Origin of the sequence: Methylobacterium dankookense (assembly GCF_902141855.1) — a bacterium.
Classification (GTDB): Bacteria; Pseudomonadota; Alphaproteobacteria; order Rhizobiales; family Beijerinckiaceae; genus Methylobacterium; species Methylobacterium dankookense.
This window is the reverse complement of record NZ_CABFVH010000080.1, coordinates 1-13,100: the sequence shown is the minus strand read 5'-3', so window position 1 is coordinate 13,100 and position 13,100 is coordinate 1. Positions and strand designations below refer to the sequence as shown.

The window sequence follows — 13,100 nt, the reverse complement described above, 5'->3', positions numbered from 1 at the left end:
GAAGGGGCCCGATCGGGCCCCTTCTTCGTTCAGGCTGCACGTTGCCAGTGGCCTGATTTTGCTCCGCCACGGCGGCCTGGAATTGGTCCGCCCTTTACAGATGGGGCCGCGGGCACGCCCGGCGCGGCGGGGCGCGGGATCCAGGCGGCGACCGTGAACGCCTCCGGCCGGCTGGTCCTCACCTATACCGATGGCGTCACGGCGGATCTCGGATCGGTGATCGGGCCGGCGGGCCCGGCCTTCGCTACCTACTCTGCCGAGGTGGTGAGTAAGGCAGACTGCACCTTCAGCGTCACGCTGCCGGCCGGGCGCTTCACCGCGGTGCCTGTGGCGACGGCGACGGCACGGAAGGCCGGTGGCCGCGACTACGTCGTGACGCTCACCACCGTGTCGACGACGACGATCGCGGGGCAGGTGCGGGCGTCCCGGACCCTTCCGGCGGTGATCGGGCTGCTCTCGGCGCTCGTCGGCTACGACACCTTCGCCTGCACCGCGACCGACCTGACGCCCGTGAGCATCCACGCGCTGCCGGCGGCCCCATGAAAACGCAAATTGTTGGTCATTTATCGCAAACGCGTTGACGATTAACCGCGACTCGGTTCATCATCCCTTCATCACGTTGCAGATGGGGATCCGGTTATGACCGTGCCGCGGCCGAAACCCACCGAGCGGATCGCAGTGCGAATGGCGCGCGAAGGCGTGCCGGTCCAGGTGATCAGCCGAACCCTGCAGCTGCCGGCCGACCGGGTAGACCTCCTCCTGCAGCGCGCGCTGGACACCGGCGCCCTGCGGTCGCTCCCCGCCCGCGATTGGGCGGTCGACACCGAGGCCGCGGCTCGCGAATGCGGAGGTGACGACGGCAGCGCCTTCGGGCCGCCGGACGACATCCTCCCCTTCGTGCCGGCGCTGATGGGCGAGTTCGACATCCCGCGCGCGCCCGCGATCGGTCTCGCCATGCTGATGGAGCGCCGGTTCTGCGCCAGGACCGAGCTCTACCGCGCGGTCGCCCGATCCGGCGCGACCGATCCGAAGACGCTCGACATCGCGATCTGCCGGCTCCGGCCGCGCCTGCAGCGCCATGGCCTGGAGATCGTGACCCACTATGGCGTCGGGTACGAGATCACCGAGGCGGTGCAGGCCGAGCTGCGCGCTCGGGTGGCGCGCCGCACCCGGGCCGCCGTGCTTCCCGGCGGATTCGAGCCGACGTGCGTGGACATCTCGCGGGCGGCAGCGTGATGACCGACGATCCGAAGCCGACCCTGACCGAGTTGGCCGATCACCTCGACGACGTCTACCGGACCCTGCGCCACAACGCGGACCTCGTCGAGGCTGGCCTCAACGATGGCGTGCTGTCCGATCAGCTCTTCATCGTCAGCCTCGTCCAGATGCGTAAGCGCCAGCAGGCGATAGCGTCGGTGCACGATCTGGTGCTCCGCCTCGTGCCGCATGAGGCCGAGATCGCCGCCCTCGCCTACCGCGCGGGCTGACCCTCATCCGAATTCCGCACCCTTTGTCCCTCCTCAGGGTGCGGATCGTCCCGGCCGCGGGGTCCTTCCTCTGTGGCTACAACCTACGCGGCCGGGACGTCGCTTCGCGAGATTTCCATGCGCATGCCGATCTTCGGGCGCGGCCCAGATAGACCGCCCCGGTTCGAGGTGGTGAAGCCGAAGAAGCGCGACCGGGAGCTCACGTCGCGCTGGAGCCGTGCCGCCCGCGCCTACCTCGATAAGCATCCCTTCTGCGCGGAGTGCCAGCGCCGTGAGGGAATCGACGTGCCGGCGATCGTCGTCGACCACATCGTCCCCCGGCACTACGGCGGCGAGTTGTGGGACCGGTCGATCTGGCAGGGGCTCTGCCGCAAATGCGATCTCGGCGTGAAGCGTCCCCTGGAGCGCCTTGCCGTCGAGATGGGCGATGTGCTCTTACTCATCAACTGGATGGCGAAACCACAAACGCGCCCCGGCCGTTGGGCATATGTCGCCATCGCAGTAGAGTGCGACGATGCCGAGCGGCGGGAACAATCGAAAGTCGGACGATGAGCGCAGGGCCAGCGGATCATATCGGCCCTCGACCAGCTCCGCGGCGCGCGACCGCAGGATCGCCGACAACATCTATGCGGGCCCTGGCTTCCGGGACGTCCCCGATCCGGAATACCCGCTCGGCGACTTCGGGCAGCGCAAATATTTCGAGCTGGCCGGCCGGCTCCTCGCCGAGGGCAAGCTCTCGCGCGCGATGCGGGATACCGCCGAGCAGGTGGCGATCCTGTCCGAGATCCAGCACCAACGCATGGCCTGTGGCGAGCGCGTGCCGGCCTACCTCACCCGGGACATCTCCCGCCATCTGGCGATGCTGAAGCTCGCCGAAGACACCACTCCGATCGGCGGTAATGTCGGCGCCCGAGCTCAAGAAAACCCCTTCAGGTTCTGCGGAGCCCTCCTGGCGCCATTTGCGCCGCGCGGACTTCGTGGATCTCCCGCCGCTCCGGCTTGAGATCGAGATCGACGGGGAGCGTCAGGTCCGCCAGTTCGTGGACTTCCCCGCGATCGGCCGCGCCTATTGCAAGCATGTGGTGGCGGGGCTGGAGCCGGCCTGCGCGCACATCCGCCGGGCGTGCGAGCGCACCTTGCGGATGCTGGACCGCGCGCAGCAGCCGCGCGAGCGCTTCTACTTCTCACCCGCGCACGTGGTGGACTTCTGCGCCTTCTACGAGCTGCAGCCGCATACCGAGGACGGCAACTGGATCTATTCCGGCAACCCCTATCAGGTGCTGGAGCCGCATCAGATCTGGGAGTTCATGCACATCTACGGGTTCCGCCGCCGCGGCACCCACGAACGCGTCACCTCGCGCGCCTACATCGAGGAGCCGCGCAAGAACTCGAAGTCGGGGCGCGCCGCGATCGTCGGTCTGTACGAGCTCTGCCACGGCAACCTTGCCCCCCAGATCCTGATAGGCGCGCCCACCGAGGAGATGGGCAACCGCGTCTACAAGCCGGCGCTGACGCTCGTCGCCGGCTGGCAGAAGGACAAGGAGGGCGAGGTCGCGCCGCCGAACGTGGCCGTCATCGACGAGCGCGCCGAGCAGCTGCGCGAGCGGTACCGCCTCGTCGGCAGCAAGTCGCAGATCCAGTGCGGCGAGAACGGCGGCTGGATGCAGCGCCTGAACTCGATCGGCAAGCACAACGACGGCTGGAACCCGCAGCTCATCATCCTCGAGGAGCTGCACGCGCAGGATCGCGAGATCTACGAGGTGCTGCGCTCGGCCTTCGGCGCCAAGCCGTCGGCCCTGATGTACATGATCACCACCGCCGGCCGCAGCGCCAACGGCCTGGCGTGGGACGTCCGCAACGAGGCGATCGACGTCCTAGAGGGGCGCATCGAGAGCGACACCTTCTTCGTCGCCATCTTCACGATCGACCCGAAGGACGAGAAGGAACTCCTGCCCGTCGCCGGCAGTGACCGCAAGGCGTTCGAACGGCTGGCGATGATCGCCAACCCGATGTGGGACGTCTCGATCGACCCGGAGAAGATCTGGGACGCATGGGTCGAGGCGCTGAGGCAGCCGCACATGCTGGCCGAGTTCCAGCGCACGCGCCTCAACCTCTGGGGCCGCGCCGCGAACGCCATCATCACCCCCGACGATTGGGAGGCCTGCAAGAACCCGGACACGAGCATCCTGGAGTTCGAGGGCGAAGAGGCCTACCTCGCGGTGGACCTGATGAACCGCAACGACATGGCGTCGATCGGCGCAGTGATCCCCTTCGACCGGGACAAGCTGGCCGTCTTCGCCGAGTACTACGTCCCCGAGCTGTCCCCCTACTTCAAGCACCCGAGGCTCGGCGCGCTCTACCAGGGATGGGTACAGAATCAGCACCTCATCACGACCGAGGGCGGCCTCATCGATATGGATCTGATCGAGGATCGCGTGGTCGCGCTGACGCACCTGCTGCGCGTGCCGATGGTGCTCTGCGATGACATGCAGGCCAACGCGCTGGTCGGCCGCCTTCTGAAGCGGGGCATCAACGCGGCCATCTTCCGGAAGAACGAGGCCAATGCCACAGCCGGCACCGACGACCTGGCCGCGCGGGCGCCGGTGCGTCAGCTCGTGCACAACGGGCATCCCATCCTGGCGTGGAACGTCGCCAACGTGCGGGCGTGGCGCTCGACCCGCGGGGGCATCCTCCCGAAGAAGCATGACGAGGTGTCGGACGACAAAATAGATGGGTTCGACGCGATCATGATGGCGAATGCCGGCCGGCTCCACATCAGGGATGCGCAGCGGAAGGAGGACCAGCCGATGGTGTTCGAGAAGCGCGGTCCGCTGGCCCCGTCGAAGAGGAACGGACCGAATGGCCAGTAGCGCCGCCCCGTCGCCTGCGTCGAACTTTGTTGGATCCGCCACCGAGTGGAAAGGCTGGAAGGGGAGCGGCCGGGGCTGGTTCTCCCTGATGGACCTGCTCGGGGTCCAGGGGGCGCAGTTCCGCGAGATCTCGATCGGCGAGGCCCTTCAGCAGGCCGCGGTGACCGTGTGTCTCGACGTCATGGCTCAGGATACCGGCAAGGCACCCATCCGCCTCCGGAAACGCACGCGCAGCCCGGCCGGTCACATCGGATCGCAGGTGATGCTGCCGGAGGAGCATCCCGTGGCGGCCCTGCTCTGGCTGCGGCCGAACAAGTGGATGACGTGGCCGGAGCTCGTCGAGATGACGGTGTTCCATCTCGGGCTCGTCAACAACGCCTACTGGATCCCGCGGAAGACGCTCGGCGGCGACGTGCTCAGCCTCGTCCCGATCCTGCCCGGGCGCTGCAGGAAGGACGCGTGGCCGGACCAGCGTGAGTTCTGCTACCGGGTGAGCGTCGCGGGCGTCGTTGACCGCGTGCTGATGGATGCCGATCGCGACTTCATCCTGTTCGAGGATGAGATCTGCCACTTCGCGACACGTCGCCTCAACGGTGTGACCGGCGCCTCGACGCTGTTCCTGGCTCAGCGCACCCTCGCGCTCAACGCGGCGCTGCAGGAGTTCCAGAACCGGTTGTTCACGCGTGGCGACATGCCCCGTGGCGTGTTCGAGCTGCCGGAAGGCCGGGAGCTGACGCAGGAGCAGTTCGACCGCGTCGTGGACAGCTTCAAGGCCGCGTTGCGCGCGGTGCGTGAGGAGGATGCGCCCATCGTCGTCGAGGGCGGGGCGAAGTGGCAGCGCATGGCGATGACGGCCATGGAGGCGGGCGTCAACGAGTCATGGGATCGTGCGGTCTCGGAGACGGCGCGGATGTTCCGAATCCCGCCGTACAAGCTCCAGCACTACGCCAACGTGAAATACGAGAACATGGATTCGATGGCGCAGTTCTATGCCGACGAGTCTCTGATCCCCCGTGCTCGCGTCATCGAAGAGCGCCTGACCTTCGCGCTGCTCACCGAGCGCGAGATCATGCAGGGCCTGTACATCGAGTTCGACCGAGAAGCCCTCTACATCACCGACATCAAGAGTCGGACCGAGCGGGCGACCAAGCTCTTCGAGAAGGGCATCATCACCAAGAACCGCGCCCTGGAGATGGTGGGCGAGAACCCGGCGGAGTTCGGCGACGTCTACATGATGCCCGCCAACACGTTCCTGATCAGCACCTCCAACGAGGTGATCGTCACCAACCAGGCGGCCAAGGGTGACGGGTCGCAGCCGAAAGACGAGACCGATGGGGATCCGGCGGCGCCAGCCGCAGATACCTGAGAGGTTACGATCATGGCCGAGCCGAAGGCTGCATCCGTCGACGAGTTCATGTCCAAGCGGCAGGCGACGGTAGGGAAGACGACCGGCGGGCAGGAGGCGGTGTTCAAGGGCTTCGTGGCCCCAGCGAGCTACGATCCTGCCAAGCGGGCGGCCGACTTCGTGATGTCGAGCGAGACTGTCGACCGCATGGGCGACATCGTCCGCCAGGAAGGCCTGGACCTGACCCGCTTCCTGGCGAATCCGCAGGGCCTCCTGTTCCACAGCTCCCGCACCTTCCCGATCGGCCAGTGGGAGAACGTGAAGAAGAAGCAGCGGCCCGCGCCCAAGCGCACCGAGGGCACGTTCAAGTTCGCGCCAGCCGGCGGCCCCATCCCGGAGATCGACCAGTCGGTCTGGGCCGTCGAGAACGGCCTCATCCGCACCGTCTCGATCGGCTTCATGCCGCGCGAGCTCGATGTGATCGAGCACGACGACGAGACCCGCGCGCAGGTGGGGTGGAGCTGGGGCTTCGACATCAAGACGAGCGAGCTGCTGGAATGCTCGCTCGTGCCGATCCCGGCCCAGCCCGACGCGATCGCGAAGGGCATGATCGCGAACGACCAGATGCCCGCCGCGCGGGAGTTCCTGGAGAAGGCCCTCGACGAGTGGGCCCGCGATCCCCGCACCGGCATGCTCGTGCCGCGCAAGGAGCTGGAGGGCATCTACACCCGATTCTTCGGCTCGGACGCGCGCACGATCATGGCGCTCGATGCCGCGGCGCCGAAGGGGGAATCGGCTCTCGGCCAGATCGAGGACGTGCTTAAGAAGGACGCGCCCTTCGCGTGGGACGGCGAGCAGCTGACCGTGCCGAAGATGCGGATCGACCGCTTCGTGTCCGGGAAGGCCGTGTCCGGCGCAGGCGGGACCGACGCGGGCGTGAACGCGATCTCGGGCACGCAGATCATCATCATGGTGGAGCAGCCAGGCGGCACGGGCTCGAACACCCGGACGGGCGAGGGCAACGGTGACGAGCCCGCCGCGGCCGGCGGCGACCGGGCAACTGCATCCGGCGGCGAGCAGCGCTCGGCCGAGCCCGCGCAGCCGAGCCGCCGGCAGCGCCTCGTGGAGATGGGCCAGCGCATCGCCAAGATGCTCGGCCGGCCCGAGCCGGAGCCGCCGGCCCCCGTGGTGGTGAAGGGGTCGCTGGATCGTGCCCGCGCGAGACTGGCCGAGGCAGAGCAGCGTCTTGCATCGTAGACTCGCGAAAAATTAGCGCTCGGTCGCAGTCCAGAGAAGGACGTGACCGGGCCGCCATCGTGGCCCCGAATAGTTGGGAGTACCACGATGAAGCGCTCGCTGCGCCTGAAGCAGAAGTACCTGGAACTCGTCGCCAAGCAGAAGGGCATGGTCGAGACCGCCGAGGCGCGCGAGGACAAGGACTTCACCGAGCAGGAGTCGAAGGACTTCGACGCCCTCACCACCGAGATGGAGAAGACCTACAAGGAGTACGAGCAGGCGCTCGCGGCCGAGAAGGCGCAGGCCCACGCCGACAGCGTGCCGGCCAACGATCCGCAGGGCGGCGATGGCGGTACCGGTGCGGGCGATCTGCAGCCCGGCCAGCGGCAGCAGCCCGTGCCGGCGCGACCCGAGGAGAAGATGGAGCGCGGCAAGAAGATCTCGCTCGTCGCGGCCTCGGTGGTGAAGGCGAAGCTCGGGGGCAATCAGAAGAGCCCGCTCGAGATCCTGTCGGACGAGGGCTTCCCGCAGTTCGCGCTGGAGCTCAGCCGCGGCGGTATGCAGACCAAGTCCTCCAACACCCTGACCCCGGCGGCCGGCGGCGTGCTGCTTCCGACCCCGCTTGCGGCCGAGGTGGTGCCGTTCCTGCGCCCCGAAGCGACGTTCCTGCAGCTCAACCCGGTCCGGGTGCCGCTGACGGCCGGCCAGTACAATCAGCCGGTCGGCGCCACGGGTGCCGTCGCGCAGTACGTCGGTGAGGGCCAGAAGAAGCCGGTCACCGACGTCACGTTCGACAAGCTCGGTCTGAAGGCCAAGAAGCTCGCCGCGATCATCCTCCTGACCAAGGAGGCCAAGAAGTGGTCGATCATCGACATTCAGGCCTACATCGAGCGCGAGCTCCAGAACGCGGGCGGTCAGGCGCTCGATCTGAACGGATGGTTCGGCACCGGCGCCAACGCCGATACGCCGCTCGGCATCCTGAACATCTCGGGCATCGGGGTGGTGACCTTCACCTTCGCCGATCCCAAGAACCCTACCCTGCAGGAGCTCGACGCCGTCGCGTCGCGCATGATCCTGTACATGACCCTGCGCAACATCGGCGAGAACAGCCGCTGGGCCTGGGCCATGAACCCCCGGACCGCGCGGTACCTCGCCGATCGCCGCGTGAACAACGACCAGGGCGCCTACGCCTTCCCGGAGATGCAGGGCGAGAACCCGCGCTGGAAGGGCCACCGCGTCCTGAACAGCAACCAGTTCCCGGTCAATCTCGGCTCCACGCTCGACGAGTCCGTCCTGGCGCTGGTGAATGCCGACGACGTGATCTTTGGCGACGAGGAGGACGTCTCCCTCGATTTCTCGATGGAGGCGACCGTCGATGTCGGCGGGACGCTCGTCCACCTCTGGCAGCAGAACATGTGGGGCGTCCTCATGGAGATGGCCCACGACTTCGGCGTGCGCCGCAAGGCCTCCGTCGTCCGCCTCAACGGTGTGCGCTGGGGCGCGCCGTAGCGCCCTCGCCCGCTCGCGACATCAGCGTGCCCGGGTAAGCCCGGGCCCGCACAGCCCCTCCCTTCGCGCACGGTGGAAGAAATGGACCTCCAGGAGATTCAGCAGCACGTCGACAGCAGGACCGGCCTCGTGCCGATCGAGATCATGCAGCCCTACGCGCCCTACGTCGTCGGGCAGATCGCCGGCTTCCCGCCGGAGTCCGCGGTCCTCCACATCAACGGCAGCGTCGGCCGCATCCCCACGAAGACCCAGCTGCGGGCGGCTTCCAAGGTCGCAACGGTGGCCGACCCCGCTCCGGTGCACGGCAGCGAGTTTCTGCCCCCGGCGCATCCCTACGAGCAGCGTCCCGAGATCTCGCCGCTCGCGCAGACCGCCCCGGCGACCGCTCAGCGGCCAGCCGTGCCGATGCCGCCCGCCCAGATCCCCGAGAACTGGAAGGATCTCGGCGTCGCGGAGCGTCGGAAGCTCGCGGCGAACCTGAGCCTGCGCCGCTACCAGGAGCTGTCGGCCGAGGCGGCGGACGAGATCATCCAGGCGGCGGTGGACCATGCGGCCTCCGGTGCCGGCGATGCCGCCCCGGCGCACACGCAGGTGCCCGCGCTGATGTCGACGCAGGTCCCGACCGGCGGAGATGCCGGAGGCGGCCAGGCCGGCGGGACCGGCGGCGCCGGCAATGGCGGCCAGCAAGACGCCTGAGCCGCGGGGCCGCGGGCCCCGTGAAGAGGAGGTGCGCCGCCGCGAGGCTGAGCGGCGCATCGCCTACTCCGACCGCGCGATGCGCTCCGAGGCCGATCGCGAGGACAGCCGGCCGGTCCTGCGCCGGCCCTTCCACCAGACGAAGTGAGAGCACGTGCCCGAGCTGATCGAAGGTCCCAAGGAGGGAGACATCCTTAAGCTGGTGACCGTCGATCAGCTCAAGGCGCAGAAGCGCATCGTCACGAACCGCGAAAACGACTTCATCAAGGACTGCATCCTCGACGCATGGTCTTGGATCGACGGTCCGGAGGGGAAGTGCCGGCGCGCGGTGCTGCCCCAGATCTGGTCGGTCGGCCTCGACGTGTGGCCGCGCTCCCCCTTCCGCCTCCCGATCCATGGCGCCCGCGCGATCACCAAGGTGACCAGCGTTGTAGGCGGCGCCTCGGCGGATCTGGCAGCCGGCAGCTTCTACGGCTCGCCCGCCAGCAAGGACGGCATCGATCTCAACCTCTTCCTGCGCGCCGGTAGCGCCCTGCCCGCCCTGTCGGCCGGCGACACCGTGCACGTCGAGTTCTCCGCCGGCTGGCCCACCGCCGAGGCCGTGCCGCGGGTTTTCCGCCGGGCGCTGCGGCTGGTCGCCGCCCACTTCTACGACAACCGCGAGGAGACCTTTGGCGACCAGCGCGTGTCGGTGGTCTCGCGCCGCATCGAGCTCGGTGCCAACGAGCTGCTGAGCCGCTACATCGTGCCGCTCGAATATGGGCGGCCATAGACCTCCCCGCCGGGCAGAGATGCTGCTCCGGTTACATAGGAGCACGAGAATGGCCCCGTTCAAACCCACCCACGTCAGTCACAAGCAGGTCGAAGCATACCAGATTCAGGCATCTAATTTCGATGAGACCGGCGCTGGCAAAGTCGCTCTGACGGGCGGCGCGACCGTAATCGTGCCGCCGGGCTTCGCGTCGCGTGGCGCGCCGGCCAAGGGCGACATGCTGGTGCGATATGCGCCTACCGAGACCGAACCGGATGGCTACCTCTCGCACTCGCCGAGGGCTGTGTTCGAGGACGGCTATCGTAAGATCGGTCAGCGCGGTCCGGTCCTCATGTCCGCAAGCAACCCGACCGGCTGGAAGCTCGAAGAGCTCGTTGATCAGCTGCTGATAGAGCTGAACGCGAAGAATGCGCGCATCTCCGAAGATCCCAGCGCAGCGGCAGTTATCGTTCGCGGTAACAACGCAGTGATTTTGTGCCTCCTCGACGTCATCGGCGCCTATCAGCGAGGAATTGTCACGACGCTCGACGGGATCGGTCCTGATCAGGGGCCTAAGGGGCGGCCTCGGATCGGTGCCGATGCTGGCCCGGTGCAGCAGAGCTGATCCATGGCAACCGCGGGCGAGCGCACCTGCTTCTGCGACATTCTCCTGCCGCCGCCCCGGACCAGCCTGGGCGAGCACGACACGGACATCGCCAACTGGTCGGTGTGGTCGTCGGCCTGGGCGAAGAAGGTCGGGCTGCGCGGTGGCGAGATCGCGCTGGCCCGTGAGGTGCAGGAGAACGAGACCGAGGACTTCTACTTCGCCTATGAGGACGTGATGGATCCGCTGGGCGACGGCACGGCGATCGAGGCGTTCATGGTGATCCGTTTCGACAACGGGTCCGAGACGGGCGTCCTCTACGACATCGACGGGATCTTCCCGGACGAGACCCGCCGCCACGAGGTGAAGGTCCGGGCGATCAAGAAGCGGCTGCCCGTCTGATGGCGACCCGGTACGGCGTCCGCGGCAGCGTGCAGCTCGCCGCCGCATTCAGGACGGTGGCGCGGGCGCCGACCGTGGCCGCCCGCCGCCGCGCGCGCCAGGAGGCCGGCCAGGTGATCGCCGACGCCTATGTGGCCAACCTGAAGGCCAACGATTCGGACCAGATGGGCGCGTTGGTGGCGTCGATCGCCGCGGTCCCCGATCTCGGCCGCCGCGATCGGACGCTCGTGGGTGCCCGGGAGGGCAAGTTCCTCGGCTACCAGCCCTCCGCCTACTCGCATTTCCCGGAGTACGGCACGGCCCCGCACTTCCAGCCCAACCGGTTCGGCGGGATCTGGCACCCGGGCGCGCGGCCGAAGCCGGCGCTCCGGCCGGCGCTCGAGCAGAACGTCTCGGCTGCCGCCCTCGCCTATTTCCGCACGATCGCGTCCGAGGTCGAGGCGGCCGCAACCCGCGTAGCAGCTCGGAGGGCGCAGCGATGATCTTCGAGGCCGTGGCCTTCCTGCTGAAGGGGGACCAGCAGCTGAAGGCGCTGATCGGGGACCGCGTGTGGTTCGCCGACGCGCCGGCATCCACCACCTATCCCGACATCATCCAGTATCCGTCCTCCGGCGTGCCCACCGAGACCCTGGATGCCGCGGCCCCGCCGTTCACCCGCCGCCTGTCGATCGAGTGCCGCGGGAAGACGTACCTGAGCGCCCATCAGGTCGGTGAGCATGTCCTGCGCATCCTGAACAACCGCGTTGGCGTGGTCGGCGACGAAAACATACAGGCGATGAGGCTGGTCAGCGACTTAGCGGACGCTGACGACACCTCGTCCCTCAAGAGGCGGATCCTCGATTTCAGGGTCACGCACTCGCCAACGTGAGGCTCATCAGGATGGGCACCGAGAACGCGACCGAGACCAAGGCCCCGGCCGAGACCAAGACCCAGCCCGCCGCCCCCAAGAACAAGCCGGTCGAGGCCGCCCGCGAGGGCGAGCGCACCCTCGACGACACCACGCCGCTCGATGGCGTCGCCGCCGCCCCGCAGGCCTGCGCCCCCGACGTGTGTGAGCTCGATGATCGCGGCAGCAAGTGGGCGGGCATGACGAACTACGAGTGTCCGCGCTGCGCGTTCGCGACCGTCAGCGAGGACACCGCCCGCAGCCGCAACCCCAAGCTCGCGTAGGCCCGGGCAGTCCGGACGCGCTTTCCTGAAGGAGCAAGAGCACGATGCCCGACAAGCCCTCTATCGGCGCAGGGTCGATCCTCAAGATCGGCGACGGTGCGCAGACCGAAGTGTTCACCGCGGTCGCCAAGATCATCGCGATCGACCCGATCACCCAGACGAACCCGCTGGTGGAGTCGACCACTCTGGATTCGCTCGCCAAGGAGTACATCGGCGGCCTCTCGGACGGTGACGAGTTCGGCGTCCGCGCGCAGCTCCTCATGGACGACGCCACGCACGGCGAGACGGCCGGCATGGACAAGGCCTTCCTGTCCAAGCAGCCCGTGAGCTTCCAGCTCAAGTTTAACGGGCAGTCCAAGGGGCTGACCTTCAAGGCGCTCTGCACGCAGCGCGGCTTCGGTGGCGTCTCGGCCGAGGGCCTGATGGAGCACACCTGGAGGATGAAGATCTCCGGCGCGATCACCGTGGCGGCGATCACCTGAGCTGATCCATGACGACCGCGCACAACCCCTTCGCGGGCGAGACCCCGTTCCCGCCCGCTGGCGATGGCGTCGTGTTCAAGTTCACGAACGGCGACATCCTCAAGCTCTACAGCCTGTACGGTCCGGACCCGCGCGATCCCGTCGAGATCGAGCCCGGCACCAACCGGCTGAAGCACCACTTCTGGAGCACGGTGCTGACCCGGGCGGAGCACCACGATCCGCACGTGCTCATGAACCTCTGCCGGATCGGCCTGAAGGAGCGGGCCGGCGAGAAGCTGGTCCCCATCCAGCGCTCGCCGGAGTGGTGGGACGATCCGCCTTTCTGCTTCGCCGACACCTCCGATGCCATCGTCTCCGGCCTCACCTGGTCGCGGTGGATGATGACGCCGGACATGCTGGCTCAGCAGATGCGCGAGCAGGCCGAGCGCTTCGCCCGCGAGAGGCAGGAGTGTCAAACAGCGTTGAACATTGACCCTGGATCGGCGTCGAACTTTGACCCCCTGGATGGGTATGGCGGGACGCCCCTGATCAGCCCGGCGAAGGCGGGT

General features: G+C 67.8%; 18 protein-coding genes. All 18 read left to right on the top strand.

Annotation, left to right across the window (positions count from 1 at the left end; genetic code table 11):
• The first annotated feature begins 153 nt into the window (after window positions 1-153).
• On the top strand, window positions 154-543 hold the full coding sequence (locus MTDSW087_RS28580) for a hypothetical protein (RefSeq protein ID WP_144769004.1): 390 nt from the start codon (window positions 154-156) through the stop codon (window positions 541-543).
• A gap of 141 nt (window positions 544-684) precedes the next feature.
• A complete protein-coding gene (locus MTDSW087_RS28575; protein ID WP_144769002.1) occupies window positions 685-1,236 on the top strand; it encodes a winged helix-turn-helix domain-containing protein in 552 nt (183 codons plus the stop codon).
• Entirely contained in the window at window positions 1,206-1,487 is a 282-nt protein-coding gene (locus MTDSW087_RS28570) for a hypothetical protein (RefSeq protein WP_144769000.1), read from the top strand. The genes MTDSW087_RS28575 and MTDSW087_RS28570 overlap by 31 nt, the downstream gene beginning before the upstream one ends.
• Before the next feature lie 117 nt (window positions 1,488-1,604).
• Window positions 1,605-2,039, top strand: coding sequence for an HNH endonuclease signature motif containing protein (locus tag MTDSW087_RS28565; protein WP_144768999.1), 435 nt, complete (start codon window positions 1,605-1,607; stop codon window positions 2,037-2,039).
• On the top strand, window positions 2,002-2,490 hold the full coding sequence (locus tag MTDSW087_RS28560; protein ID WP_144768997.1) for a hypothetical protein: 489 nt from the start codon (window positions 2,002-2,004) through the stop codon (window positions 2,488-2,490). The genes MTDSW087_RS28565 and MTDSW087_RS28560 overlap by 38 nt, the downstream gene beginning before the upstream one ends.
• A complete protein-coding gene (locus tag MTDSW087_RS28555) occupies window positions 2,465-4,357 on the top strand; it encodes a terminase TerL endonuclease subunit (protein WP_186384040.1) in 1,893 nt (630 codons plus the stop codon). Before MTDSW087_RS28560 ends, MTDSW087_RS28555 begins: the two co-directional genes overlap by 26 nt.
• Before the next feature lie 88 nt (window positions 4,358-4,445).
• Window positions 4,446-5,723 (top strand): phage portal protein, encoded by a 1,278-nt coding sequence (locus MTDSW087_RS28550; RefSeq protein ID WP_186384039.1) that lies wholly within the window; start codon window positions 4,446-4,448, stop codon window positions 5,721-5,723.
• A 12-nt stretch (window positions 5,724-5,735) separates the two neighbouring features.
• Window positions 5,736-6,959 carry an HK97 family phage prohead protease gene (locus MTDSW087_RS28545; RefSeq protein ID WP_144768991.1) on the top strand — a complete coding sequence of 408 codons (1,224 nt, stop codon included), beginning with the start codon at window positions 5,736-5,738 and terminating at the stop codon, window positions 6,957-6,959.
• 87 nt (window positions 6,960-7,046) lie between these two features.
• Window positions 7,047-8,447, top strand: a complete 1,401-nt coding sequence (locus tag MTDSW087_RS28540; RefSeq protein ID WP_144768989.1) for a phage major capsid protein — start codon at window positions 7,047-7,049, stop codon at window positions 8,445-8,447.
• Between the two features lie 81 nt (window positions 8,448-8,528).
• Window positions 8,529-9,143 carry a hypothetical protein gene (locus tag MTDSW087_RS28535; protein WP_144768987.1) on the top strand — a complete coding sequence of 205 codons (615 nt, stop codon included), beginning with the start codon at window positions 8,529-8,531 and terminating at the stop codon, window positions 9,141-9,143.
• A gap of 154 nt (window positions 9,144-9,297) precedes the next feature.
• Window positions 9,298-9,915, top strand: a complete 618-nt coding sequence (locus MTDSW087_RS28530; RefSeq protein WP_144768985.1) for a head-tail connector protein — start codon at window positions 9,298-9,300, stop codon at window positions 9,913-9,915.
• A 49-nt stretch (window positions 9,916-9,964) separates the two neighbouring features.
• Window positions 9,965-10,519 (top strand): hypothetical protein, encoded by a 555-nt coding sequence (locus MTDSW087_RS28525; RefSeq protein ID WP_144768983.1) that lies wholly within the window; start codon window positions 9,965-9,967, stop codon window positions 10,517-10,519.
• Window positions 10,520-10,522: 3 nt separating this feature from the next.
• Window positions 10,523-10,900: a hypothetical protein gene (locus tag MTDSW087_RS28520; RefSeq protein WP_144768981.1), complete on the top strand. Its 378-nt coding sequence runs from the start codon at window positions 10,523-10,525 to the stop codon at window positions 10,898-10,900.
• Window positions 10,900-11,382 carry a hypothetical protein gene (locus MTDSW087_RS28515; protein WP_144768979.1) on the top strand — a complete coding sequence of 161 codons (483 nt, stop codon included), beginning with the start codon at window positions 10,900-10,902 and terminating at the stop codon, window positions 11,380-11,382. The genes MTDSW087_RS28520 and MTDSW087_RS28515 overlap by 1 nt, the downstream gene beginning before the upstream one ends.
• The gene (gene gp17, locus MTDSW087_RS28510) at window positions 11,379-11,768 is read left to right on the top strand and encodes a tail completion protein gp17 (protein WP_144768977.1); all 390 of its coding nucleotides are present in this window, start codon (window positions 11,379-11,381) and stop codon (window positions 11,766-11,768) included. Before MTDSW087_RS28515 ends, gp17 begins: the two co-directional genes overlap by 4 nt.
• An 11-nt stretch (window positions 11,769-11,779) precedes the next feature.
• Window positions 11,780-12,070: a hypothetical protein gene (locus MTDSW087_RS28505; protein ID WP_144768975.1), complete on the top strand. Its 291-nt coding sequence runs from the start codon at window positions 11,780-11,782 to the stop codon at window positions 12,068-12,070.
• A 44-nt stretch (window positions 12,071-12,114) separates the two neighbouring features.
• Window positions 12,115-12,552, top strand: a complete 438-nt coding sequence (locus MTDSW087_RS28500) for a hypothetical protein (RefSeq protein ID WP_144768973.1) — start codon at window positions 12,115-12,117, stop codon at window positions 12,550-12,552.
• 8 nt (window positions 12,553-12,560) lie between these two features.
• Window positions 12,561-13,100: hypothetical protein (locus tag MTDSW087_RS28495; protein ID WP_144768972.1), on the top strand; the 540-nt coding region annotated here is incomplete at its 3' end.